We start from the raw sequence: 22,988 nt of genomic DNA on the forward strand, positions 1-22,988 counted from the left end.
AGTGGATTAGGAGGCATTTGGTTCAGTGATTGTAACGTTGTAACCTAAGTTTTCAAGTCTTCGGACAGAATATCGTACAATTGATTGTTCTTTTTGTTTGTCAAAGTAATCTTCCCCTAAGTCTACGTACATTTCTTTGCGAGTTAGGAGATAATAGCTGATTCTTAAAATGGCATGAGCCACTGATATCCCGGCACGCTTTTTACCCTTTCTTGATGCAGTGCGCCTATACAAGGCTCCCAAGTAGGTTTTGGATCCTCTAACAGAATGAGCCGCTTCAATTAATGCCGATTTCAAGTACTTGTTTCCTTTTTTCATGTTGGTTGATTTCCTCTTGCCCGCACTTTCATTATGTCCAGGTACTAATCCTGCCCAGGAACATAAGTGCGCCGAACTGGGAAATTGCTTCTCCACATCTGTACCGACTTCGGCTAAGATTTGTTCGGCCATTCGAGTGGCGATGCCAGGAATGGAATCCAATCGTTCTATATCTTCTTGATGGGAGGATAACCTTGTAGCGACCTCTTCGTTTAATAGCTCAATCTGCTCAGTTAGAAATTCTATATGAACCAGAATGGTTTTTAACATGAGACGTTGATGTGGATTGATATACCCTCGAAGAGCTAGTTCTAGTTCACTCTTTTTCTTCTTCATTGATCGGCGGGCAAAGCTGGCTAATTTCTCAGGATCATTTTCGCCATCGGCGATAGCACGAAGCATATCAAGCGACGAAACACCCATGATGTCGGAGACAACGGAACCGAGTTTGATATTCGCTCCTTCTAAAACCTTTTGAATCCGATTATGTTGTCTCGCACGCTCTTCAATAATACTTCGACGGTAACGAACTAACTCTCGCAATTCCCGCTGATTTCGGTCTGGAATAAAACTTGCTTTAAGTAGACCATGACGAAGAAGTTTGGCAATCCATTCTGCATCCTTTACATCGGTCTTGCGACCTGGTACTGCTTTCATATGTTGAGCGTTCACTACTAAAAACTCAATGCTCTCGGCTTCAAGCAAGTTAACAATAGGCTTCCAAAATACACCTGTGCTTTCCATTGCTACGTGAGTACAACCATGCTCCTTAATCCAGTCAATTAACTGTAATAGAAATACAGTTTTAGTGGAGAACGTTTGAATCTCCTTTCCTTTTGGCGTAATAATACAAGCAGTAATGGAATCCTTATGGACATCCATCCCACAAGCACGTTCAATGATTACTTCCATGGTAATCATCCTTTCTACGGCAAATAGTATTGGAGGCTGGTGCAATAACCAGAGTAGGATTAATCTCCCATGAGTGCTTCCCGTAAGGGAGCGACAGTCTGTGATGCACCGTGGTCGTTGGAGTCAGACTAACGGATGGGCTCTATGGCACCATAGTTCATCGACCTTCCTCTCCCAGCCGTAGTATCCTATACCCGGGTTTTCACATTTTCATTCTCTGTGGTGTAGCGCTGTTTTTGCGCTACATGGGTGGCTAACGGGTGCTTTACTTCAAGAAGGAGTAAAGCCTTTTATTATTGAACTAAAGTAAGCAGGTTACTTGAAGAAGGGGTTTAAGTGGGAATCGTAGAATAAGTTACCTAATGATGTTTCGCTTACTTATACAAAATATATTAAATGAGGTGAATTTAATTGAGGATAGGTAATCAATTAGTTATTGAATGGACCATTGCGAGAGTTTACGAGGATTTTTCTTTTTCAAAGGCACTAGATAATGCCATAAAGCACGCAAGATTAAGTGAAGGGGAATCGGTCGAACTTCACCAATTAGTAAATGTTGGTGAATTTAATAATGAAAAAGTATTTTTGATTATTTTAAATGTTATTTCCAGTAGAGACTAGAAGTTATTAAACTAACAAGGTGCATTACTTCAAGAAGGAGTAATGCTTTTTTCTTATTGAAGTAACGGGGCAGTTTAGTTCAATAAGGTGATGGTTTAAAAAATATTAATTTATTTAAGGTTGGAGGGTGGATTATTTGTTAATGACTCTGAGGGTTATATTTGGAGCGATTGCTTTTTGTTTTGCAATGTACGCATTGATAACTAATAAATACTAGGTAATTCCGTATATGTTGTTTTTCTTAGGTCTAATGGGGTTAGTTACTGGGATTTCTGAATTCAAGGTAGAACGAAGAACAAGTGCAATAATATCTTTCCTTGTATCTGCATTCGCTCTTTTTGTTTGCTTCTATACATTTAATACTTTTAACTAACGAGTGCTTTAGCAAAATATGGCCATCATTTTGATGGTCTATTTTTATGTCCAAAATATTAAATTGATCTTAGATATGCATTGTGAAATGTTACACTTAAACTAAAGAAGCAGGTTAGTTGAAGAAGCATTTAAAAACAATTATGTTTGAGGAGGAGTATTCAAATGTTTGAAAAGTTTAATTTTGACTTAATTTATCGTGAACGAGATAATTTCACCCCTCTAGTGGTAATGATGTGCGGTGTAGCTGGTTCTGGGAAAACTACATTCTCACAACAATTAGAAAAAGAAGGTTTTGTGCGTCTTTCTATTGATGAAGAAATATGGGCTACTAATGGTCGGTATGGGATTGATTTTCCAATTGAAAAGATTGAAGAATACAAGAAAGATGCAGAAAGAAAATTGTGTAATCATTTAATAAAGTTAATTCACGATAAACAACAGGTGGTAATTGACTTCAGTTTTTGGGATCGTGTGAGAAGGAACCGATATAAGCAACTTATTGAAAAGTCTGGCGGTAAATGGCGACTTATTTATTTAAAAGTTCATCCTGATGATTTGCGTGAACGGCTTAAAATACGAAACAAACGTTTTGATGCTAATGCTTTTCCTATTACAGAAGAAATTTTAACCTCCTACCTTAATGGTTTCGAAGCACCAATAGGTGAGGGAGAAATTATAATTGAAAATTAGTCTTTCAAGCAATAACCTTTTCAAGTAAGCAAAAATACTTTTTCTACTTCAACTAACGAGGTGCTTTAGTTAGAAGTTGTTATTTATATAGATTTTTTATAAATAGGTGGTGTAAATTATGAAAAAGTTACTTGTCTTCCCTTTATTACTATTGTTTCTAGCTGCATGTCAAGCCGATGAAAATGATTTAGTTTTTAATGGTATAAGTGAAAACTGGTCAGCTCAACTAACTATTACTGTTATTAATGGGTCTGAAAATAACGATTTAGAGCTTACATACAAGGGGAATGATTTAGGTTCAATTGAATCATTTAATTATTATGTGGAAAATACTGATCGAGGAACTAATTTTGGAGGAAATAACGTTAGCTTAAATAAAAGCGGTATTTATACAAATGATGACATGAGCTCTAATAGCCCCACAACCACTAATGAAGATACCTATATTATTTCTGTAGATTGGAATGGAAATAGTGAAGAAATTGTTATAAATAAAGATTAAGCTTTACTCAACAACAATACGTAAACAAAATACTCACATCTACAATTAACGAAACAAATTTGTGAAACGTTTCACTTAAACTAACGGGTGCTTTACTTCAAGAAGGGGTAAAGCCTTTTTCTTATTGAACTAAAGAAGCAGTTTAGTGCAACAAGGACTATCGTCAGATTTACAACGCTAAGTTAAGAAATGTTACCAAAGGCTTTGGGAATGTTATAAAGATGACTTTTGAAACTTTTATAATTGAATTAACGTAATTATAGTAATGACTTATTGTAGGGAGGGGGTTATTGTTTTTTATTATTATTTTTTATTTAGTTTAGGTGTGTTAATAGTTATAGGTAGTGCGATTTTTTTAATTCTTATGTATAGAAAGAGAGAAATTAAGTTTTGGTCGACTATTAAAATGCTGAGCGGTTTTTTAATAGGACTCCTAATTTTATGGATGACTGTTCCAAGTTTAAAATATGTAATAATGAAAGACTTTGATGTTGTTAATGGTAAATGCACGATAGAAATATCTTCATCTGGTCGTTCTTCTGATTCGACTTTCAATATGCTTCAAACAGACGAACGATTTAATTTCAATGAGATTCCTGAACTCGATGCTTATGGCAAATCAATTCCTTATTACTGTGAGGTTACGGTGACCAAAGATCGTATGTGGACAATGGCTTATAAAATTTACGATTTAAAGACAAGAAAGCTTATCGATTCACACACAGGTGAGTAGCTTATTCTTTGAAAAAATTGAAGAATAAATATACATATGCAGTTGAAAGAACGTTCCCAAATAAAAGTTTGGAAATACACAAAAAAGCCACAAATATTGTTAAATCAACGTTTCGTTGCTTTTTATGTGAACATTATCTATACATTGTTTTATGCACTTTCGTTAAAAGGCAATTATAGCAGCAGTTTAGGATGAAGGAAATTATTATTTGAACGAAGAAATAAATAAGTATAATAGTAGCGACAATTAATATGAAGTTTATAAATTATTTGTGGATGAGGTGTACAAATTATTGAAACTATCACAATCTCAACATATGGGTGTAGACATTGGAATTCTTAGTGAATGTATATCCAAGGCTTTAAAGACAACGGATATTCAAATAATAAATTGGATTATTGATCCTATTTATTGCAAATCGACTAACTTTACAACAGGTGGAATATACAGAGTCCATGGTATTGCTGGAACTGGACAAAGCCATTTACCTTGGACAATTATATTAAAAGTTATCCGATCTGAACAAGAAGATAAAAACCACTTTCAACATCATAATTATTGGAAACGTGAAGCTCTTGTTAATGAGTTAGGGATATTAACGCACTTGCCAAATGTTTTTCAAACTCCAGAATGTTATAAAGTTGAACAAAAATCTGAGAGTGAAATCTGGCTTTGGATGGAGGAGATAAAAGAAGATAATCAGAATAAGTGGTCAGAGAACAAGTTTAAATTTATTGCACAACAATTGGGTTTATTCCATGGTGCCTATGCCACAGGGGAACAGCCACTTCCTGATGAGGAGTGGATTTGCCGTCATTGGTTACAATCTTGGATTGCTGGATGCGAGAAATATGCAAGAAATCCATACCTTGACTATCCCAAAATTCAAGGTGAACTTCAAGAAATCGATCAAATTTGGGATACTTTTTTGAATTTGAATCAAAATCGGGAAATTCATTTTAAAGCTTTAAATGGAATCCCTAAGGCTTTGTCACATCAGGATTTAAGTAAACAGAACATGTACATAAGTACCGATAAAGAAGGGCATAAAAATCTAATTTTAATAGATTGGCAATTCCTAAGCATTTCAGGAATAGGGGAAGACCTAGGAAAACTATTCGGTGTAGCTTTGAGTCAAGAAGATATACCTACGGAACATGGTTGGTACTATCAAAGTCTGATTTTTAAAAGCTATATGGAAGGCTTAACAAAGGCTGGGTGGAATGGTGAAGAATCATTGCCACGGTATGGTTTTTGCATTTCAGTTGCATTCCGTAGCTCTTGGGAAGTTCCAAAGCTAATCCAACTTATAGCAAACACCAATGTAGATAGTTCAACCCCCATGAACAAAGATACACACAAGCTATTACAAATCGTAAGAATTCAAATGAAACTTGCTGAAGAAGCACAGCAAATATTGAGAACAATGGGATATTCTTTATTTGACTAACGGGTGCTTTACTTCAAGAAGGAGAAAAGTCTTTTTTCTTATTGAACTAAAGGGGCAGGTTAGTTTAATAAGAGCGTTGACCAAAAAGGCGAAACAATTAGAGAGGATTGTTCTCTTCTTATTTCGCTTCATAGAGTAAGATAATCAATCTCCCTTTTTAATATTCTCTAGATAGTCCAGTTTATTTGAAATTTCTTTAAGTAAGATATTGCGTTCTTTTTGAGATTGAAAAATCCAAACAACGAACCAAATAATAAAAACAATGACAACCACATAAAAAAAGAACTTCAGTAAAGGCAAAATAGCGATAATTTTAACCATTTAATAACCCCCTTTTTTAAGATGAGTATAACATAATTGGTCAAGATTGTTTTTGGTAAATCACAATTTATAATGAGTAATAAAAGAGAAGGTTCTTATTGAACTAACGCGGCAGTTTAGTTTAATAAGAGCATACCGAAATAGATAATTTAACTTTCTAAAAATCGTCTTTTAGGCGATTTTTTATTTTTATTATAAAAGTTTAAGCTAAATTGAACTTTGTATTGTCTAATAGGTGTAAGACAAAAAATGAGAGGGTGAATTGAGATAATACAATTGGTGAAAAAAGCTAAGAAAGGGAATGATAAAGCATTTATAAAGATTTTCCAAGAATATGAGGAAGTAATAACGCATCATTTAAAATTGATGAAATGGATTTTTATGGTGGGGCAGGCAGTCAAGGAGAGTTTTATTGTTCCTAATCAATTGAAAAGGGATTCTTTTAATTTTTCTATATCTTTCGATGAGTTTAATGGAAATAAAGGTAACTGGAATTTGAACATTCCGATCACTAAAATTGAGGGAGAATCGTTTCTTGTTATGGACGAAGCTACTTCTAAAGATTATAAAATTAGAATGAAAAAAGTAACTTTTACATCAGCAACAACAGAAATAAACTTTGATTTAACCGAACCAATTAATGCTGAAGAACTAAACCAAATTATACGTTTTCACTTATATGATGATAAAGGGAATATGTTAAAAGAAATAAGTGCTGGTGGCGGTGGTTGTAGTGATTGTGAAAATATAGATGGAAAAATAACACTGGATACGAGTGTCCAGTATGAACCATTAAAGCATATTCCAGATTACTTAATTATTGAGCCGTACATTAGTAGTACAAGTGAAAATATTGACGAATTAAGAATGGAGATTCCCCTTAAAGAAAGTGAATAAACTCAAGAGGAATTTTTGCTCTTTCTTAAACTAAAAGGTGTTTTACTTCACGAAGGAGTAAAGCTTTTTTTCGAATTGAACTAAAGCCGCCGTTTAGTTGAAGATTCGATTTCCGAAACAATCAATATTCTTTGAATATTACGATAGCATTTCAAGCGTAAGATCGTATGATTGATTTATAAACTATTTATCTGTATTGAAGTTTTTTATATTATAGTGAATTTGCAAATAAACAAATTACGGAGGAGAAAAAAATGGGTGTTAAAAGAAAACTTGGAACACTAATTTTAACGAGTATTATTGTAATGTCTGGAGTATTTTGGTACTCGTAACAGGAGCCATATAGTACAGAGCTGGTTGTAAATACTTTGTTTGATAAGTATGAAGTACAAAGTAGACAAATCGGGATTACTGACCCTGTTATATCGATAGATGTATATGATAAAAATGATATACCCGAAGTTGAAACATACTTAAAAGCCAAGTTGTCTAAAAATGACTTAGAACACTATGAAATTTAGGTATTCTATCGGTGGTCGTGAATTTGAGGTGAAAACAATACTTAAAGGTAAGGTGTGTTCCATGAATAGAGAACTTGTGCTTTATTTTAAGAAGTATTAAAGCCTTTTGCCTATTGACGTAACACCACAGGTTAGCTCAATAAGATGGTGGATAAATAAGGAACAACTAATATTTAATTCCGTCTATCATCATATAGGAATAGTAAAAAAGAAAGGTTGGGATATAAGTTGAGTGATAAAATTTATAATTTAATAAAAGCGATTTGTTTAATTGTAATCGCCTTCTCTACTGTAATAATTATTATGCAACTTTCGCACATTGGCTCTTTGATAAAGGCTATAAGTCATTAGACTAACAATTTTTCAAAAAAGGCGAAGAACTTCCGCATTGTATTTTGCAAGCTACACAATTATGAACAAATTCCAAATGACTCGATATTAAAGTTCTTATTAAGCTAACGCATGCTTTACTTCAAGTCTGGGGATGGCACTTTTTTCTTGAATTAACGCAACAGGTTAGTTGAAGAGTGTTGTTTAACTTGTGTTCAACAAGTGGGACATTTTGTTGAACAATGTTTCGGGAGATGGAAAGGGTGATACTGTGAGTGATAGAATTTACAGAAGAGGTTCCAATGTTTAAATCTGAAAAACACAATTTAATTGCTGACATTACTTTTAGGATTATAGCTCTTATAGTTATTTATAGTACTATAACTTTCAAACCACCTTTATGGTTTAATATTCTTTTTCCATTATTAACGGGTTTGCCGATTATTGAAGGTTTTTACAAGATGCTTAGAAAAGATAGTGATTTAATCAACAGTCGGGACGATTGTTGAATAAGCTCCTTACCTCTTCAACTCCCATGAAAATTAAAAAATGCTCAAAATCAACAAAATTGCATAACAAAAGAGACTCAGAAATAGCTTTTTTAAAAAAAGGCTGAGCCTTTAGAGTGGTTATATTAAGTTGAAAGGTAAATCAAGAATCAACTCCATTCTAGTAAGAATAAAGGCAGGCTGGTGCAATAACCAGAGTAGGATTAATCTCCCATGAGTGCTACTCGTATAGAGTGCGACAGTCTGTGATGCACCGTGGTCGTCGGAGTCAGACTAACGGATGGGCTCAATGGCACCATAGTTGATCGACCTTCTTCGCCAGCCGTAGTATCCTATACCCGTTTTTCACATTTTCATTCTCTGTGGTGAAGCGCTGATTTTGCGCTTCATGGATGGCTAACGGGTGCTTTACTTTAAGAAGGAGTAAAGCCTTTTTTCTTATTGAACTAAAGAAGTAGGGTTAGTTTAATAGGATAGGGTTTAACTATAGTTTGTGCTAACTAAATTTTTCTAAAAAATAGAAATAGGAAGGGAGGTTGTAAAATGGATAAAGAAAGTAAAATCATTATTTCTTCATTAAAAAATGAGTTAATTGAGGATATCATTCAGTCAAATGATTATTTTAAAGTGTATGGTAGGGTTGTCCCCAGTTTACAATCAGGAAAATGGTCTTATAAAGTAGTTCTTATTGATGAAACTAGAGAAATACGTTTTCCAGATGACAAACTTGATTGGAGCCAATATATAAACCGTGAGGATAAATCTTTGTTTTTAGCTTATATGAATAATACTTGCATAGGACAAATTAGAATAATAAAGGATTGGAATCGCTTCTGTTATATTGAAAACATTGCTACTAAAAAAGAATATCGAGGAAACGGAATTGGAAAGTTACTCTTAAATAAAGCGGAAGAGTGGGCAAAGCAAAGAAAACTTATAGGAATGTCCCTGGAAGCTCAAGATGATAATCTTGGAGCGTGCAGATTTTATGTGAAACAAGGTTTCATACTAGGTGGGGTTGACACATTAAAGATGTCATATAATCCAAATATTGAAACCACTTTGTATTGGTATAAGTTATTCAAGTAACGGGTGCTTTAGTGAAGGATCATGTGGCTGCTTAGGCAGCTCTTCTTACTTGTTGAACTAACGCAGCAGTTTAGTTGAACAAGGATGACTTTTAAAAAGGGTTCTTGAAATAGTCCCCTCAAAAGAGAATTTATAACCTACTCTCTAAATAACTTGACAAATGGTTTGAATATTTTTATTATTATTCTTATAAATAAGGAGTGTTATTATGTTTACACAAAAACTAACAATTACAACTTCACATCATCATATCAACTAGTCTCCCATGAAAATTAAAAAATGCTCAAAATCTATAAAATTGCATAACAAAAGAGACTCAGAATAAGTTTTTTTTAAAAAAAGGCTGAGCCTTCAGAACGTTTATATGGAGTTAAATAGTAAATCAGATACCAACTCCATTCATCTTAGAATAAAGGCAGGCTGGTGCAATAACCAGAGTAGGATTAATCTCCCATGAGTGCTACTCGTATAGAGTGCGACAGTCTGTGATGCACCGTGGTCGTTGGAGTCAGACTAACGGAAGGGCTCTAAGGCACCATAGTTCATCGACCTTCTTCGCCAGCCATACTGAACTATACCCGTTCTGTAACAATTTTCATCTTCTGTGGTGCAGCGTTTTTTTTTTTGCTGCATGGGTGGCTAACGGGTGCTTTAGTAAAGATCATGGGTTGCTAAGGTAACTCTTTTTTTATTGAACTGAAGCGGCAGTTTTGTAGAACAAGAAACAAGTAAACTTCTATGTTAAAATTTAATTATTCTAATATTTGGAGGTATGTATGAATTACGATTCAAGTTGTACTTTTTGTAATCCTAACAGGGATGAAGACCAAAACATAGTTCTTGAAAATGAAACTTGCTATTTCTTACAACACAATAAACAGCAAGATGTTCTAGAAGGTTGCGGATTAATAGTTCCTAAAAAACATCAGGCAAATGCCTTTGAATTAACAAAAGAAGAATGGAACGATACATACGATTTACTACAAAAAGCAAAAGAAATACTGGATAGTAAATACTCTCCTGATGGATATACACTTGGTTGGAATGTTGGAAAGGTCTCAAACCAAGAGATATTCCATAGTCATTTTCACGTTATACCAAGATACAATGATGAGCCATTAGCAGGTAAGGGTGTTCGTTATTGGTTAAAGCAGCCTGATAATAAAAGGGTAAAGTTAAAGATACAAACATAATCTTATTGTGCTAACGGGTGCTTTACTTCAAGATGGGGTAAATCCTTTTTTCTTATTGAACTAAAGCGACAGGGTTAGTTGAATAAGAGCATCTGACCAATAATTCGTCTTAGAAACAAAAGAAGAGCCTTATAGCTCTCCTTTTAGACCGTCAAATGCAAAATGTGTTGAGGACCATTTGGGCCTTCATAAAATTCGTTCTCGTCTACAAATCCTGTTTTTAAATAAAGATTATAAGCAGGCGTATTTCTCTTATTGACACCGAGGACAATTTCGTTAGTTCCGGGAAAATTATTCTTAACAAACTCAGGTAATAGCTGGAGCCCGTTCTTTGCTAATCCCTTTCCTTGATTTCTCGAATCAACTGAGAAAGCTGTCAGCAAACGTGCATCAGTGTTATCGCTGTACTTTAAAAGCTTTTCGCCATCTTCTAAAGCAAAATAACCTACGGGAACACTGTTTTCAAGAATTAATACATGTTTAGCACTGTTGGAAGCATTAGGAATATTAATTCTATCCAAAGGCATACTGGTAAATTGTAGTTGATCTTCAGGTAAATGATAGTTGGATAGGTGTTCATCGTAAGTATCGGTGTACTCAACCAGTACAACTGAAGATTTTAAGTTGTTAGAAAGCATTATATTTACCCCCATTATATGTAATGATTTAAGTATAGTCTATTAATCGATAGTGAACAAGGAAAATAGAACGTATATTCTTGTGTGCAGTTGTACGACTGTTCTAAAAGAAAAACATGAGTAAAAAAAATAAACCAACTAACCAAAAAGAAATGTCTTTCATTGAAAAAGCCCGTAGAACTCAAATTGTGGAATGTGCAATTGAAACTATTGCTGAAATAGGTTACGCTCAAGCATCTTTAGGACAAATTTCAAAACGTGCAAATATCAGTAAGGGAGTTATTTCTTATCACTTTGCAAATAAAGAGGATTTATTGGATCAAATAGCTATCGAATACTATATGGCTTGGCAATCTTATATTGCTCCACTAATAGAAGCTCAAAAATCTCCTAAAGAAATGCTTCGGGTTTATATTGAATCCAATCTAACTTTCATAGAAGAAAATCGGAAACATGTTATCGCTGTTATAGAAGTGGTTTCTAATAAGAGAACTTCTGATGGTAAATTTCGATTTGCTTCAGACCATGATGAAACTATTTTACTTCCAATTGAAAATATTCTTACTCTAGGGATGCAAGAAGGAATTTTCCGAAAATTTACAAGATCATCATCAAGAGTGATGGCGTTAACAATAAGAAATGCCATTGACGGATTCACCCTTGAATTAATGAAAAAGTCTCATTTAGATGTTCAGGAATACACTAGAGAACTGGTTACACTCTTCGATAAATCAACTAAAAAGTAATATGTTGTTAAGGAGGATAACAGTGATTTACTATGAGATACTTTGTTATAGTTGTAAAAGAACATTCAAAGAATACGAAGGTTCACTAAAATATAAACAATTTAAGGAAAGAAAGAGTAAGATTTTTTGCTGCGACGATTGTAGTCATAAGATAAGAATTGATGCAATTAAAAATTTCTTTAGATAGTTTTTTGGAGAGTAGCCTAATAGATTGTGAAATAATGTATTTAAACTAACGTGTGCTTTACTTCAAGAAAGAGTAAAGCCTTTTTTTTTTATTGAACTAAAGGGATAGTTTAATTGAAGAAGAAGTTTTTTTTGTGATTGTGTCAAATAAGTTAATATATGCAAATTGTTGTACAGAAGGTGTGCTTTTCTAGAAGTTTTGGGGTGGCACTTTTTTCTTGAACTAACGAAGAGGAGGATTATATATGGTTCTACGAAGAGTGAGTTTAATTACAATTGGTTGTTTTGATTTACCACTTATAAGTGCAAAAATTGTCATAAATTAAGCAGTGATTTGACCATTTCCCCTATGTATCGTTTGAAAAAGGCAGATAAATGGATTCCGTTTATAGAGTGTATGTTGAATGGTCTATCGCTTCGTGAAACAGCTTCGCAAATTGGCATTACTCAAGTAACCGCTTTTTACTGGAGGCATAAAGTGCTGTCTGTTCTCACTAAAGAAAGCATCGGTATATTTGAAGGACTCGTAGAAGTAGATGAAACATACTTCTTAGAAAGCCATAAAGGACGAAGAGTTATTCTGAATCGCAAACCAAGAAAACGTGGCGGTTCTGCTTCCAAAAGAGGTATTTCCAATGAACAAGTCTGTGTATTAGTAGCTAGAGACCGAAACAAAACACCCTTTTCAAAATTGGTAGGTTCAGGTAGGATTCTAATGGAACAAATTGCCTTACATCGCATTTTAAGAATGATAGGGTGCTTATTTCCGATGCTCACAAATCTTACACATCTACTAACGATGTGGGGCACATCATCATAAACGGAGGTAAGAAAGAATATGTAAAGAAAGGCATCTACCACCTCAATAATATTAATAATTACCACTCCTGTTTAAAGAAATGGAAAAGTCGTTTTAATGGTGTTTCTACGAAGTATTTACCTTTTATTTAGTGTGGTTTCAATTCCTAGACAATAGAAAAATGGAAAGCGATTTGAGTAAATAAAAAGCAAATGCTTATCTTGGCAAGTGTTCATGGAACATGGGAAACCGCAGACAAGTTAAGGCAGAGAGACTATGCATTCTAAATAAAAAGTGCACATAAAAATGAGCAAGGAAAATGTATCTCCAAGCCCATTGTTTAAGGTCCACTTTTTACTAAAGCACCCGTTAGTAAAAAATAAAAGTTATTTTTCTCCATACTTTCCATCCCTAATCGCTTTTCTATACTTACCTTCTTCTTCAATAGCAATTGCTTCTTCTGTGCTTATTCCTTGCATAGCGTAATATTTTGTACCTTTTTCATACACATTCGAGAAGTTTCCAGAGTACGTGTCCTCTATAACTGAATGGTTTGTTACTTCACCGATTTCTTCAACTATATCATCTACATATTCGTCACTTAATCGATAAATATAACCATCCCAAACAACAAACTTAAAAGCCCATTCTGCGGATGAATTGTTAATATTAGCTGATGAATCGTTGGAGCAACCCGATAAAAAAGCAATAGCTATTAAAGAACAGAAAAAGTATTTTAATCTCACAGGAATTCCCCCTTTTCATAGTAAATCGTTAATTTCTAATTAAATTTTCACTTATGGTTTTTAAACTAAACTGCTGCTTTAGTTCAATAAGAAAAAAAGGCTTTACTCCTTCTTGAAGTAAAGCACCTGTTAGTGAATAAGCGATATTAAAATAAATCGCCCAAACTACTAGTATTTCGATAAATGAAATGGCGTTCAATCAAACCAGTCATATAGTGTCTCCATTCGCTCATCATACGATGGGATGAGTATGTAGAACACAGGATATGTCCTATCAACCTCTTCACCATTATGTTTCCAAAATATAGTTAACCATTCTTCGAAATTGTCTAAAACCTTTACAATCCTCGGTTCTATCTGACTAACAAACCCAACCCTATATTCATGATTAGGACCGTTATCTTCGCATATGAATACCCAGTGATTGTTCGAATGATCTCCAGCATCAAACATAGTGAAGGATATAAGGCGATTAGATTCTATCAACTCATTAGTTTCTACAATTAGAACTTCATCCGGAATGTCAGGGATAATTCTATTGACTTTACGAATATAATTAGGCGAGTCTTTATTAACACCTCCAATGGGTTCACAATCCAATAAAAATACACCGTTTGAGAATTTCTTTAGAAATTCCACAAATGAGACTGGCAGACGAAATCCAATTGTTTGTTCATATGTTGCAATCATTTCATCTGTAGCAACATCATACCTATCATCATTAGGACGTCTTTCATAAAATTGCTGAATAAATTCATTTATTTTCATTTTCCCACTCTTTCCGCATTTATTTCGTGGTGCATATTGACCATTGCGATAAAGTCGGTCATAAATCCTAAAATTGTTTTCTATTTTTCAGAAGCTAATGGTCTTTTTTTAAAAAACGCCTCAACCACTCAATAATTCTTTGTTTATAATTATTTAATCAAACAAAGTCCTTCTTCAACTAAACTGCCGCGTTAGTTTAAGTGTAAACCTTCGCAAACTTGTTCACATTTTAACATATATATCCAGTTAAAGTGAATTTACTTTAAACAGATGTATGTGTCACCATACCATTTCACTATAAATCAACCCTTACCTTTAACATAGCCTTTTCTTGTTGAACCAACTTAGCAGTTTAATTCAACAAGAAGAAGGAGGAATAGACAACCTCTTTATAGAAGTAGTATTTCTCAGCAAGTAATTAGTGGAGGGGTTTAAATGAAGGTTGAAAAAATATATGGTGATCTACCTATCTTAGAAACAGAACGCCTTATTCTTAGAAAAGTCACTTTAGAAGATATTGAAGATATGCATCTATACGGTTCAGATGAAGAAGTATCTAAGTATGTAACTTGGAATACCCATGAAACGATATCTGATACAAAAGATTTTGTTGAATTTGTATTGAGCAAATATAAAAACAAGCAGGTTTCACCTTGGGGAATTGAATGCAAGGAAAATGGAAAATTTATCGGAACTATCGATTTTGTTTGGTGGGATCCAAATCATAGAACCGCTGAAATCGGATATGTTCTTTCTAAAGACTACTGGGGAAAAGGTTTAACTACTGAAGTAGCAAAGGAAATCATAAAATTCGGTTTTGAAGAAATGGATTTAGTTCGTATTCAAGCAAGGTGTGATGTAGAAAATACTGGTTCAGCAAGAGTAATGGAAAAAGCCGGAATGGCTTTTGAAGGGATAATTAGAAAAGGTATATTGGTGAAAGGGAAACATCGAGATTTAAAAATGTACTCTATCTTAAAAGAAGAGTTTTAATTATTTCAATGAAATTTGAACTTAAAGACAAAATTTCTTTTTCAATTAACAGATGCTTTAGTTAAACAAGTTGCTACCGGTAAGGGGAGCTTTTCTTATTGAACTAACGCGGCAATATAGTCGAGGAAGAAATTGTAGGATTTGTATAGAGTATTTTTTTATAAGAAAGATAGGGGGGACTTAAATGGAGGAGTATTATTGGGATACCCAACTGGAATACCTCAAAAGAACGAGAGATTTATATTATAACGATGACTATTTAGAGTTTTTAGTGAATAGTGTTTGGAAGTTTTCCAAACCAGTACATATTATTGATTTTGGTTGTGGATATGGGTATTTAGGACTTAAATTATTACCTCTATTACCGAAAGGCTCTAAATATACAGGGATAGATAAAGGCCAACAACTTATTAATAAGGCGATAGAATATTTTCGTGGTCTTCCGTATGAATCCGAATTCTTTGTAGCAGATACCAATGAGATTGTATTAGAGAGTAAGTACGACATTGCTGTTTGCCATGCGTTTTTATTACACATGTCCGAACCCCAAAAAATGCTTCAAAGAATGGTAAATTCTATTGTTAACAATGGAAAAATAATTTGTTTTGAACCACATTGGATTTCAGGTATGTCATCATATGAACTTGGAGGATATGAACAATCACATATTGTTCCACTTGGTATTCTGCAGAAATTATTCGAAGAGAGCAAAAATAAAACTGGAAATGATGGGAATATTGGAGCAAAAGTACCTAAATATCTATCTGAATTGGGAGTGAAGAACATTGAGTGCAGAGTAAGTGATAAAGTTAACTTCCTCTACCCAGATGATAATCAACAAGATAAGAAAACATTGTTTTATTCGCTTAAAGAAGATGGAGTAGGTGGAGAACCTATAAATAAGGATCAGTTTATTGAAAGTTTGACGAAACGAGGTGTTACATTTAAGGAAGCGCAGGAACAATTTGAGGCTGAACTACTGTTTTCACAAGTATTTAACATGGATTCCTCTTTAATATACGCACCCAGCATGAAGATTACTTTTGGAGATATAAAAAAGTGTTAATTAATCACAACACCTTTTGTTCTTCTTCAACTAATGGGTGCACTAGTTAAAGATTACGAGTTGCTTAGTCATCCTTTTTTCTTATTGATCAAACGTAGCAGGTAATTTTAAGAAGGAAATAATGAAGAATGGTACTAGTAAAGAGTTATTTATATACTAAATTACGAAAAGTATAGATTCTTATCCCACCATTTTGAATCTAACAATAACGTTAAAAAAAGAGGCGAATAATGCTAAACAGATTAAGAATACCGTTATTAATATGTGCTGTAGTTTTTGGGTTTTTAGATTTAATAACTCCGCTTGAGTTTATACCATTTATGATGTTGTCATTAGGTACTTCGATGTTTCTGTCAGGATTAGATGAATTTAAAAAAGACAAAAAAGCAAAATATGGTTATATATTCATAACTATTTCTATAATTCTAATTTTGGTTGCTTTAATTAAATTATTTACATAACTGTGTTGTATTGAACCAAGAAGGTTTAATGACTTTTTAGCGTATTTTCTGCTTGGAAAGATTATAGGAGAAAGTTTGAAAAAGCAGAAGGTGAAGAAAAAATAAGACACGCATTTGTGTCTTTTCTCCTGATGATATAATTTTGTTTCTTGTTGCAATTACTGTATTTATTTTTTAAGCTAACGAGTGCTTTAGCAAACAAGTGGCTGCCTGAAAGGGTGCTTTTTCTTATTGAACTAACGCGGCAGGTTAGTTGAACAAGTCCGGCTAAAAAAGGAGAGTTAAAATCAAATATATTTTAAGATTGGCAAATGAAAACGACTTATCGGATTTATGCAAAATTAGAAATAACAAAGATTTATTCAAGCAATATTTAAAGCAATTTGCAAGAAAGGAAGTATATTTGATAATCGCTGAACAAAATGCACATATATTTGGTTTTGGAGTTCTTAAATTAAGTGGGACTTTACTTCCCAAATTAAGCGACCTTTATGTAAAAGTGGATTACCGTGGTAATGGTATAGGTTCAGATTTAATAAGGTTTAGAGAAAATATTGCAAAGGATTTAGGTTTTTCTGAGATATTTGTTAGTATTGACCCAGTCGAAAATCCTAAAATGATAAAGTTAATTAACAAACACGGTTATGAAGCTATTTCAGACACATATATTAAAAAAGCAACTTTTTATAATGATGATGGTACGACTTATGATAATACCTATACAAGAATTGATTTTATGAAGTTGTTGAACTAACAGGTGCGTTAGTCAAATGAGCAACGTCATTATGACGTTGCTCATTTATATTTAAAAGTATTTGCTTCAGAAGATGTACTAGCGGCTGGGGAAAGTAAACTAGCGGAATGTGTGATGGAGTTTTGTCCAAGACGGTCTAGTCTATGGGCATTGGATAAGGTCAAAAAATTAATGGATTCCGCATCTCGAAATCCATTTCAAAAAGTGGTGTATCACAGTCACTTGATTAACCTTCAAGTGTAAATTAAAATGCTTTTTCAGTAACAAGGACACCTTTCAGAATTGGAAATTCGTATAGTGACCTTGGCAAATGAATTACAAGATTACAAGATTGTTCAATCGATTCCAGGAATCGAAGAAAATCAACCATTGATAGATAGAGTAGACTTATTTAAGATCGTGGCAGGTTTCGCACTTTTTTGTTGAACCTATTTGTACTAAAGGAGTAGGTTGGCGATTAATGAAACTCATTGCTTTAGTAAACGTACATATGATAACCAAGCTCTTGCAGCTTACTTAAAAACGAAAGGGTGATTACATTGCCATCTTTAATGGGGGATCAGGTTCAATATCAAGAAAGAGTAATTGACACCTTGATTGATGATAAAGGAAGAACATTAGAATATTCAATTGTAGGAACAGGAATACCAATTCTTGTTTTTCATGGCGGACATTCAAACTGCTACGAGGAATTTGGATATGAAGAACTTTTGAAACAAGGATATTCTATTATAACACCTTCAAGATCAGGATATGGCAACACAGATCCTCTTCTTGGGAGTGATTTTCAAACAGCCTGCCATGCTTATCTAACGTTATTGAATAAGTTGAATATCGAAAGTGTTCATGTAATTGCTATTTCGGCTGGAGGACCAAGTGGACTCTTTTTTGCATCACGGTATCCAGAAAGAGTAAGAAGTCTTACATTGCAATCAGCAGTATCAAAACAGTGGCTTACCTCTAAAGACATGGAATATAAAGCAGCTCAAATTTTGTTTCGTCCTTCCGTAGAAAAATATACATGGAGGTTGATTAGAAACTTAAGTAACCGGTTTCCAAAATTTATGTTTAAACAAATGGCCTCTTCGTTTAGCAAACTACCCTATACTCAAGTCGCCAATCTAATAAACAAACAAGACATTGATAAATTCCGTCAGATGAATAACAGACAACGCTCTGGACATGGATTTATGATCGATCTTATTCAAACAGGGCAAATAACCAAAACTGATCTTCAATCAATAAAGTGTCCTACTTTGATCTTACATAGTAAAAATGACAGTGCTGCCTCTATTGATCATGCGTACCATGCTCAACATAACATCACTAATTCGAAGCTTTGTATTCTTGAAAGTTGGGGACACTTAATCTGGATCGGAAAAGCTTCTGAAAAGATGCAAGATGAATTGATAAAATTTCTGATTAAATATTAACAACTTTATATTCTTATTAAATTCACATGAAAATTAGCTCAAAATCTATAAAATTGCATAACAAAAAGACTCAGAGATTGCTTTTTCTAAAAGTCTGAGCCTTCAGAATGCTTATGTTGAGTTTGGAGTTAAAAGGTAAATCAAGAATCTACTCCATTCTTCATAGAATAAAGGCAGGATGGTGCAATAACTAGAGTTCGATTGATCTCCCATGAGTAATACTCGTATAGAGCGCAACAGTCGTAGAGGTTTCTGCAATGGTTAACCCATTCTTCAACTCCCATGAAACTTAAAAAACGCTTAAAATCTATAAAATTGTAGGGGAGATGCTAAATGATACAAATTCATGGTTTAACACAACAGTTTTCAAATGGAAGGGGAATATTTGATGTAACCTTCGAGGTAGGAAAAGGTGAGGTTTTTGGATTTTTAGGACCGAATGGTGCAGGAAAGTCCACTACGATTCGTCATTTGATGGGGTATATGAAGCCAAAAAAAGGAACTGCTATAATTCATGGGTTTAACACTTGGGAACAGCAAGAGAAAGCAAGAGAAAAAGTAGGCTATTTACCAGGAGAAATTTCTTTTATGGATGGATTGAACGGATTAGAATTTATTAATCTAATGGCAGGTATGCAAGGACTAAAGGACAATAGAATGCGTAATGAATTAATTGAACGACTTCAATTTGAGCCTAAAACACCAATTCGTAAAATGTCAAAAGGGATGAAACAGAAAGTAGGTATTGTTGTTACATTTATGCACAATCCTGAAATATATATATTAGATGAACCAACGTCAGGATTAGATCCTTTAATGCAAAAAGTCTTTATCGATCTTGTTTTAGAAGAAAAAGCAAAAGGGAAAACATTTATTATGTCTTCCCACAGTTTTGCAGAAATAGAGAGAACTTGCGATAGAGCTGCCATTATTAAGGATGGAAGAATTGTGACTGTTAAAAACATCAACGATCTTCAATATATGCAACGAAAAATCTATGATATTACTCTTGAGAATAAAAACGATGTAGAAAAAATTAAAGGATCTAATTTAATCATTGAAAACACTAATGACAATGTTGTTCGGATTGTGGTACAAGGTGATTACAATGAGCTAATTGAAGAATTATCTAAATTTAACGTTATAAATATAAGTATTATTAGTCAAAGCTTAGAAGATGTTTTTATGAACTACTATGATACGAAGGAGGCTGTAAAATGAATATTTCTTTATTCAATCAAATGGTAAAACTAAATATGAAAAACTTTCTTAGTTTTGGGTTTGGTTCGGCCCTCTATGTAGTTTTAATGACTTCTTTATATCCGCTGTTTGCAGAAAATGCAGAGGCAATTAACGAATTAATAAGAATAATCCCTGAAACACTGAAAAACGCGCTTGGCTTTGATTCTCTTACTAGTTATGGTGGATTTATTTCTGCTGAATATTTCGGTCTGTTTTTCCCTATTATTTTAGGTGTTTTTAGTGTAATGACAGCAACTCAATTGTTAGCACATCTCGTTGATAAGGGATCTATGGCTTATTTACTTTCTACTAAGGTTTCTCGTACTCAAATAGCTTTTACTCAAGCATTAGTCTTGATTAGCGGATTACTTTTTATAGTATTATTAACATTTTTAGGTGGTATCATTGCTGGAGAAATGTTAATTGATAGTCAAACCTCGCTTGAATTTAATACATTTTTCCAGATATGCTTGGTTGGATTCTTATTGTTTTTTGTTGTTGGTGGGTACTCTTTTCTAGTTTCATCTTTATGCAATGACGAAAAAAAGTCGCTTGGTATAGCTGCTGCTTTAACTTTTATTTTCTATGGATTAGACATGGCAGGAAAAATCAGCTTGGATTTTGAATGGCTAAGAAACATAACACCATTTTCATTATACAATCCTAGTGAAATAGCAAATGGTGATGCTGAGATATTCATTCCTTCACTTATTCTTTTAGGAATTGGATTTTTTACTTTTTCAACAGCAGTTGTCGTGTTTAAACGTCGTAATTTACCACTTTAAATACACCCTATTTCTATGTTTGAACTTAATGATCAGACTGACTAAATTATCTATTCAGGTTTTCTCATTAGCATGTATCATAATTTCTTTTCTATCTTCATTTCTGTTCTACTGTTTTGATGAATTTCTAAGGTCTAAAATAGCTAAAGCTCTATGTGAAATGATTGGAGATATAAGAATTTAGGGAAGTTGTATTATCTTGTACAACTCCCATGAAAATTAAAATCTTCGATTTAGGGAAAAAGGCAATACGAAATCTGACGCAGCTCAATAATTTTTTAAAAAAGTGCAGCGCCTATAGCAGAATTAAATTGTGAGTGGATTAGGAGGCATTTGGTTCAGTGATTGTAACGTTGTAACCTAAGTTTTCAAGTCTTCGGACAGAATATCGTACAATTGATTGTTCTTTTTGTTTGTCAAAGTAATCTTCCCCTAAGTCTACGTACATTTCTTTGCGAGTTAGGAGATAATAGCTGATTCTTAAAATGGCATGAGCCACTGATATCCCGGCACGCTTTTTACCCTTTCTTGATGCAGTGCGCCTATACAAGGCTCCCAAGTAGGTTTTGGATCCTCTAACAGAATGAGCCGCTTCAATTAATGCCGATTTCAAGTACTTGTTTCCTTTTTTCATGTTGGTTGATTTCCTCTTGCCCGCACTTTCATTATGTCCAGGTACTAATCCTGCCCAGGAACATAAGTGCGCTGAACTGGGAAATTGCTTCTCCACATCTGTACCGACTTCGGCTAAGATTTGTTCAGCCATTCGAGTGGCGATGCCAGGAATGGAATCCAATCGTTCTATATCTTCTTGATGGGATGATAACCTAGTAGCCACCTCTTCGTTTAATAGCTCAATCTGCTCAGTTAGAAATTCTATATGGACCAGAATGGTTTTCAACATGAGACGTTGATGTGGATTGATATACCCTCGAAGAGCTAGTTCTAGTTCACTCTTTTTCTTCTTCATTGATCGGCGGGCAAAGCTGGCTAATTTCTCAGGATCATTTTCGCCATCGGCGATAGCACGAAGCATATCAAGCGACGAAACACCCATGATGTCGGAGACAACGGAACCGAGTTTGATATTCGCTCCTTCTAAAACCTTTTGAATCCGATTATGTTGTCTCGCACGCTCTTCAATAATACTTCGACGGTAACGAACTAACTCTCGCAATTCCCGCTGATTTCGGTCTGGAATAAAACTTGCTTTAAGTAGACCATGACGAAGAAGTTTGGCAATCCATTCTGCATCCTTTACATCGGTCTTGCGACCTGGTACTGCTTTCATATGTTGAGCGTTCACTACTAAAAACTCAATGCTCTCGGCTTCAAGCAAGTTAACAATAGGCTTCCAAAATACACCTGTGCTTTCCATTGCTACGTGAGTACAACCATGCTCCTTAATCCAGTCAATTAACTGTAATAGAAATACAGTTTTAGTGGAGAACGTTTGAATCTCCTTTCCTTTTGGCGTAATAATACAAGCAGTAATGGAATCCTTATGGACATCCATCCCACAAGCACGTTCAATGATTACTTCCATGGTAATCATCCTTTCTACGGCAAATAGTATTGGAGGCTGGTGCAATAACCAGAGTAGGATTAATCTCCCATGAGTGCTTCCCGTAAGGGAGCGACAGTCTGTGATGCACCGTGGTCGTTGGAGTCAGACTAACGGATGGGCTCTATGGCACCATAGTTCATCGACCTTCCTCTCCCAGCCGTAGTATCCTATACCCGGGTTTTCACATTTTCATTCTCTGTGGTGTAGCGCTGTTTTTGCGCTACATGGGTGGCTAACGGGTGGTTTACTTCAAGAATGGTAAAGTACTTTTTCTTATTGAACTAACGAGGCAGGTTTTTTGAAGAAGAAATGGGGAGATTCTAATAGAATTAAAGGTAAATAA

General features: G+C 34.2%; 25 protein-coding genes and 1 pseudogene. 20 read left to right on the forward strand and 6 right to left on the reverse strand.

The window, feature by feature from the left end; translation table 11 throughout:
* Window positions 1–6: 6 nt before the first annotated feature.
* Window positions 7–1,230, reverse strand: coding sequence for an IS110 family transposase (locus tag MKY37_RS20880; protein ID WP_277587610.1), 1,224 nt, complete (start codon window positions 1,228–1,230; stop codon window positions 7–9).
* A 411-nt stretch (window positions 1,231–1,641) separates the two neighbouring features.
* Between MKY37_RS20880 and MKY37_RS20885 the strand changes: the two genes are divergently transcribed.
* From MKY37_RS20885 to MKY37_RS20905, 6 genes are all read left to right on the forward strand, one after another.
* Window positions 1,642–1,851 carry a hypothetical protein gene (locus MKY37_RS20885; protein WP_340780082.1) on the forward strand — a complete coding sequence of 70 codons (210 nt, stop codon included), beginning with the start codon at window positions 1,642–1,644 and terminating at the stop codon, window positions 1,849–1,851.
* A 229-nt stretch (window positions 1,852–2,080) separates the two neighbouring features.
* A complete protein-coding gene (locus MKY37_RS22430) occupies window positions 2,081–2,224 on the forward strand; it encodes a YczI family protein (RefSeq protein ID WP_445323077.1) in 144 nt (47 codons plus the stop codon).
* 164 nt (window positions 2,225–2,388) lie between these two features.
* Window positions 2,389–2,916, forward strand: coding sequence for an AAA family ATPase (locus MKY37_RS20890; RefSeq protein WP_340780083.1), 528 nt, complete (start codon window positions 2,389–2,391; stop codon window positions 2,914–2,916).
* A 118-nt stretch (window positions 2,917–3,034) separates the two neighbouring features.
* On the forward strand, window positions 3,035–3,418 hold the full coding sequence (locus MKY37_RS20895; protein WP_340780084.1) for a hypothetical protein: 384 nt from the start codon (window positions 3,035–3,037) through the stop codon (window positions 3,416–3,418).
* Window positions 3,419–3,782: 364 nt separating this feature from the next.
* Window positions 3,783–4,151 carry a hypothetical protein gene (locus MKY37_RS20900; RefSeq protein ID WP_340780085.1) on the forward strand — a complete coding sequence of 123 codons (369 nt, stop codon included), beginning with the start codon at window positions 3,783–3,785 and terminating at the stop codon, window positions 4,149–4,151.
* 292 nt (window positions 4,152–4,443) lie between these two features.
* Window positions 4,444–5,601: an oxidoreductase family protein gene (locus MKY37_RS20905; RefSeq protein ID WP_340780086.1), complete on the forward strand. Its 1,158-nt coding sequence runs from the start codon at window positions 4,444–4,446 to the stop codon at window positions 5,599–5,601.
* 144 nt (window positions 5,602–5,745) lie between these two features.
* On the opposite strand, the gene MKY37_RS20910 is transcribed toward MKY37_RS20905, so the two are convergent.
* Window positions 5,746–5,922, reverse strand: a complete 177-nt coding sequence (locus MKY37_RS20910; RefSeq protein WP_340780087.1) for a hypothetical protein — start codon at window positions 5,920–5,922, stop codon at window positions 5,746–5,748.
* 279 nt (window positions 5,923–6,201) lie between these two features.
* On the opposite strand from MKY37_RS20910, the gene MKY37_RS20915 reads away from it, so the two are divergent.
* The 4 genes from MKY37_RS20915 to MKY37_RS20930 all read left to right on the forward strand — a co-directional run bounded on the left by MKY37_RS20915 (window position 6,202) and on the right by MKY37_RS20930 (window position 10,461).
* On the forward strand, window positions 6,202–6,819 hold the full coding sequence (locus MKY37_RS20915; protein WP_340780088.1) for a DUF5643 domain-containing protein: 618 nt from the start codon (window positions 6,202–6,204) through the stop codon (window positions 6,817–6,819).
* Window positions 6,820–7,945: 1,126 nt separating this feature from the next.
* Window positions 7,946–8,179, forward strand: coding sequence for a hypothetical protein (locus MKY37_RS20920; protein ID WP_340780089.1), 234 nt, complete (start codon window positions 7,946–7,948; stop codon window positions 8,177–8,179).
* A gap of 543 nt (window positions 8,180–8,722) precedes the next feature.
* The gene (locus MKY37_RS20925) at window positions 8,723–9,268 is read left to right on the forward strand and encodes a GNAT family N-acetyltransferase (RefSeq protein ID WP_340780090.1); all 546 of its coding nucleotides are present in this window, start codon (window positions 8,723–8,725) and stop codon (window positions 9,266–9,268) included.
* 776 nt (window positions 9,269–10,044) lie between these two features.
* Window positions 10,045–10,461 (forward strand): HIT family protein, encoded by a 417-nt coding sequence (locus tag MKY37_RS20930; RefSeq protein ID WP_340780093.1) that lies wholly within the window; start codon window positions 10,045–10,047, stop codon window positions 10,459–10,461.
* Between the two features lie 143 nt (window positions 10,462–10,604).
* Here the strand turns inward: MKY37_RS20930 and MKY37_RS20935 are convergent, their stop codons facing one another.
* Entirely contained in the window at window positions 10,605–11,099 is a 495-nt protein-coding gene (locus MKY37_RS20935) for a GNAT family N-acetyltransferase (protein WP_340780096.1), read from the reverse strand.
* Window positions 11,100–11,215: 116 nt separating this feature from the next.
* Between MKY37_RS20935 and MKY37_RS20940 the strand changes: the two genes are divergently transcribed.
* From MKY37_RS20940 to MKY37_RS20950, 3 genes and pseudogenes are all read left to right on the forward strand, one after another.
* On the forward strand, window positions 11,216–11,845 hold the full coding sequence (locus tag MKY37_RS20940; protein WP_340780097.1) for a TetR/AcrR family transcriptional regulator: 630 nt from the start codon (window positions 11,216–11,218) through the stop codon (window positions 11,843–11,845).
* A gap of 1 nt (window position 11,846) precedes the next feature.
* A complete protein-coding gene (locus MKY37_RS20945; RefSeq protein ID WP_340780099.1) occupies window positions 11,847–12,032 on the forward strand; it encodes a DUF2197 domain-containing protein in 186 nt (61 codons plus the stop codon).
* A gap of 297 nt (window positions 12,033–12,329) precedes the next feature.
* Window positions 12,330–13,117 (forward strand): annotated as a pseudogene (locus tag MKY37_RS20950) (IS1595 family transposase); the annotation flags it as partial.
* A gap of 99 nt (window positions 13,118–13,216) precedes the next feature.
* Here the strand turns inward: MKY37_RS20950 and MKY37_RS20955 are convergent.
* Window positions 13,217–13,576, reverse strand: coding sequence for a hypothetical protein (locus MKY37_RS20955; protein ID WP_340780100.1), 360 nt, complete (start codon window positions 13,574–13,576; stop codon window positions 13,217–13,219).
* A 195-nt stretch (window positions 13,577–13,771) separates the two neighbouring features.
* Window positions 13,772–14,344, reverse strand: a complete 573-nt coding sequence (locus MKY37_RS20960) for an SMI1/KNR4 family protein (protein WP_340780103.1) — start codon at window positions 14,342–14,344, stop codon at window positions 13,772–13,774.
* 435 nt (window positions 14,345–14,779) lie between these two features.
* Between MKY37_RS20960 and MKY37_RS20965 the strand changes: the two genes are divergently transcribed.
* The 7 genes from MKY37_RS20965 (at window position 14,780) to MKY37_RS20995 (ending at window position 21,078) form a co-directional block, all read left to right on the forward strand.
* On the forward strand, window positions 14,780–15,337 hold the full coding sequence (locus MKY37_RS20965) for a GNAT family N-acetyltransferase (RefSeq protein ID WP_340780104.1): 558 nt from the start codon (window positions 14,780–14,782) through the stop codon (window positions 15,335–15,337).
* A 184-nt stretch (window positions 15,338–15,521) separates the two neighbouring features.
* A complete protein-coding gene (locus tag MKY37_RS20970; RefSeq protein WP_340780106.1) occupies window positions 15,522–16,403 on the forward strand; it encodes a methyltransferase in 882 nt (293 codons plus the stop codon).
* Between the two features lie 230 nt (window positions 16,404–16,633).
* Window positions 16,634–16,864 (forward strand): DUF3953 domain-containing protein, encoded by a 231-nt coding sequence (locus MKY37_RS20975; protein WP_340780107.1) that lies wholly within the window; start codon window positions 16,634–16,636, stop codon window positions 16,862–16,864.
* A 304-nt stretch (window positions 16,865–17,168) separates the two neighbouring features.
* The gene (locus MKY37_RS20980) at window positions 17,169–17,618 is read left to right on the forward strand and encodes a GNAT family N-acetyltransferase (RefSeq protein WP_340780109.1); all 450 of its coding nucleotides are present in this window, start codon (window positions 17,169–17,171) and stop codon (window positions 17,616–17,618) included.
* 551 nt (window positions 17,619–18,169) lie between these two features.
* Window positions 18,170–19,051 (forward strand): alpha/beta fold hydrolase, encoded by an 882-nt coding sequence (locus tag MKY37_RS20985; protein ID WP_340780211.1) that lies wholly within the window; start codon window positions 18,170–18,172, stop codon window positions 19,049–19,051.
* Window positions 19,052–19,384: 333 nt separating this feature from the next.
* On the forward strand, window positions 19,385–20,272 hold the full coding sequence (locus MKY37_RS20990; protein WP_340780111.1) for an ABC transporter ATP-binding protein: 888 nt from the start codon (window positions 19,385–19,387) through the stop codon (window positions 20,270–20,272).
* On the forward strand, window positions 20,269–21,078 hold the full coding sequence (locus MKY37_RS20995) for an ABC transporter permease subunit (RefSeq protein ID WP_340780112.1): 810 nt from the start codon (window positions 20,269–20,271) through the stop codon (window positions 21,076–21,078). The genes MKY37_RS20990 and MKY37_RS20995 overlap by 4 nt, the downstream gene beginning before the upstream one ends.
* A gap of 322 nt (window positions 21,079–21,400) precedes the next feature.
* Here the strand turns inward: MKY37_RS20995 and MKY37_RS21000 are convergent, their stop codons facing one another.
* A complete protein-coding gene (locus MKY37_RS21000) occupies window positions 21,401–22,624 on the reverse strand; it encodes an IS110 family transposase (RefSeq protein ID WP_277587610.1) in 1,224 nt (407 codons plus the stop codon).
* Window positions 22,625–22,988: the final 364 nt, after the last annotated feature.

Source organism: Psychrobacillus sp. FSL K6-2836 (assembly GCF_038003085.1).
Classification (GTDB): domain Bacteria; phylum Bacillota; class Bacilli; order Bacillales_A; family Planococcaceae; genus Psychrobacillus.

Bases quoted from the DNA above. Each gene is read 5' to 3' on its own strand.
- MKY37_RS20880 (WP_277587610.1), bottom strand. From the start codon at position 1,230: ATGGAAGTAATCATTGAACGTGCTTGTGGGATGGATGTCCATAAGGAT.
- MKY37_RS22430 (WP_445323077.1), top strand. From the start codon at position 2,081: ATGTTGTTTTTCTTAGGTCTAATGGGGTTAGTTACTGGGATTTCTGAA.
- MKY37_RS20890 (WP_340780083.1), top strand. From the start codon at position 2,389: ATGTTTGAAAAGTTTAATTTTGACTTAATTTATCGTGAACGAGATAAT.
- MKY37_RS20895 (WP_340780084.1), top strand. From the start codon at position 3,035: ATGAAAAAGTTACTTGTCTTCCCTTTATTACTATTGTTTCTAGCTGCA.
- MKY37_RS20900 (WP_340780085.1), top strand. From the start codon at position 3,783: ATGTATAGAAAGAGAGAAATTAAGTTTTGGTCGACTATTAAAATGCTG.
- MKY37_RS20910 (WP_340780087.1), bottom strand. From the start codon at position 5,922: ATGGTTAAAATTATCGCTATTTTGCCTTTACTGAAGTTCTTTTTTTAT.
- MKY37_RS20925 (WP_340780090.1), top strand. From the start codon at position 8,723: ATGGATAAAGAAAGTAAAATCATTATTTCTTCATTAAAAAATGAGTTA.
- MKY37_RS20930 (WP_340780093.1), top strand. From the start codon at position 10,045: ATGAATTACGATTCAAGTTGTACTTTTTGTAATCCTAACAGGGATGAA.
- MKY37_RS20935 (WP_340780096.1), bottom strand. From the start codon at position 11,099: ATGCTTTCTAACAACTTAAAATCTTCAGTTGTACTGGTTGAGTACACC.
- MKY37_RS20940 (WP_340780097.1), top strand. From the start codon at position 11,216: ATGAGTAAAAAAAATAAACCAACTAACCAAAAAGAAATGTCTTTCATT.
- MKY37_RS20945 (WP_340780099.1), top strand. From the start codon at position 11,847: ATGTTGTTAAGGAGGATAACAGTGATTTACTATGAGATACTTTGTTAT.
- MKY37_RS20960 (WP_340780103.1), bottom strand. From the start codon at position 14,344: ATGAAAATAAATGAATTTATTCAGCAATTTTATGAAAGACGTCCTAAT.
- MKY37_RS20965 (WP_340780104.1), top strand. From the start codon at position 14,780: ATGAAGGTTGAAAAAATATATGGTGATCTACCTATCTTAGAAACAGAA.
- MKY37_RS20970 (WP_340780106.1), top strand. From the start codon at position 15,522: ATGGAGGAGTATTATTGGGATACCCAACTGGAATACCTCAAAAGAACG.
- MKY37_RS20975 (WP_340780107.1), top strand. From the start codon at position 16,634: ATGCTAAACAGATTAAGAATACCGTTATTAATATGTGCTGTAGTTTTT.
- MKY37_RS20985 (WP_340780211.1), top strand. From the start codon at position 18,170: ATGGGGGATCAGGTTCAATATCAAGAAAGAGTAATTGACACCTTGATT.
- MKY37_RS20990 (WP_340780111.1), top strand. From the start codon at position 19,385: ATGATACAAATTCATGGTTTAACACAACAGTTTTCAAATGGAAGGGGA.
- MKY37_RS20995 (WP_340780112.1), top strand. From the start codon at position 20,269: ATGAATATTTCTTTATTCAATCAAATGGTAAAACTAAATATGAAAAAC.
- MKY37_RS21000 (WP_277587610.1), bottom strand. From the start codon at position 22,624: ATGGAAGTAATCATTGAACGTGCTTGTGGGATGGATGTCCATAAGGAT.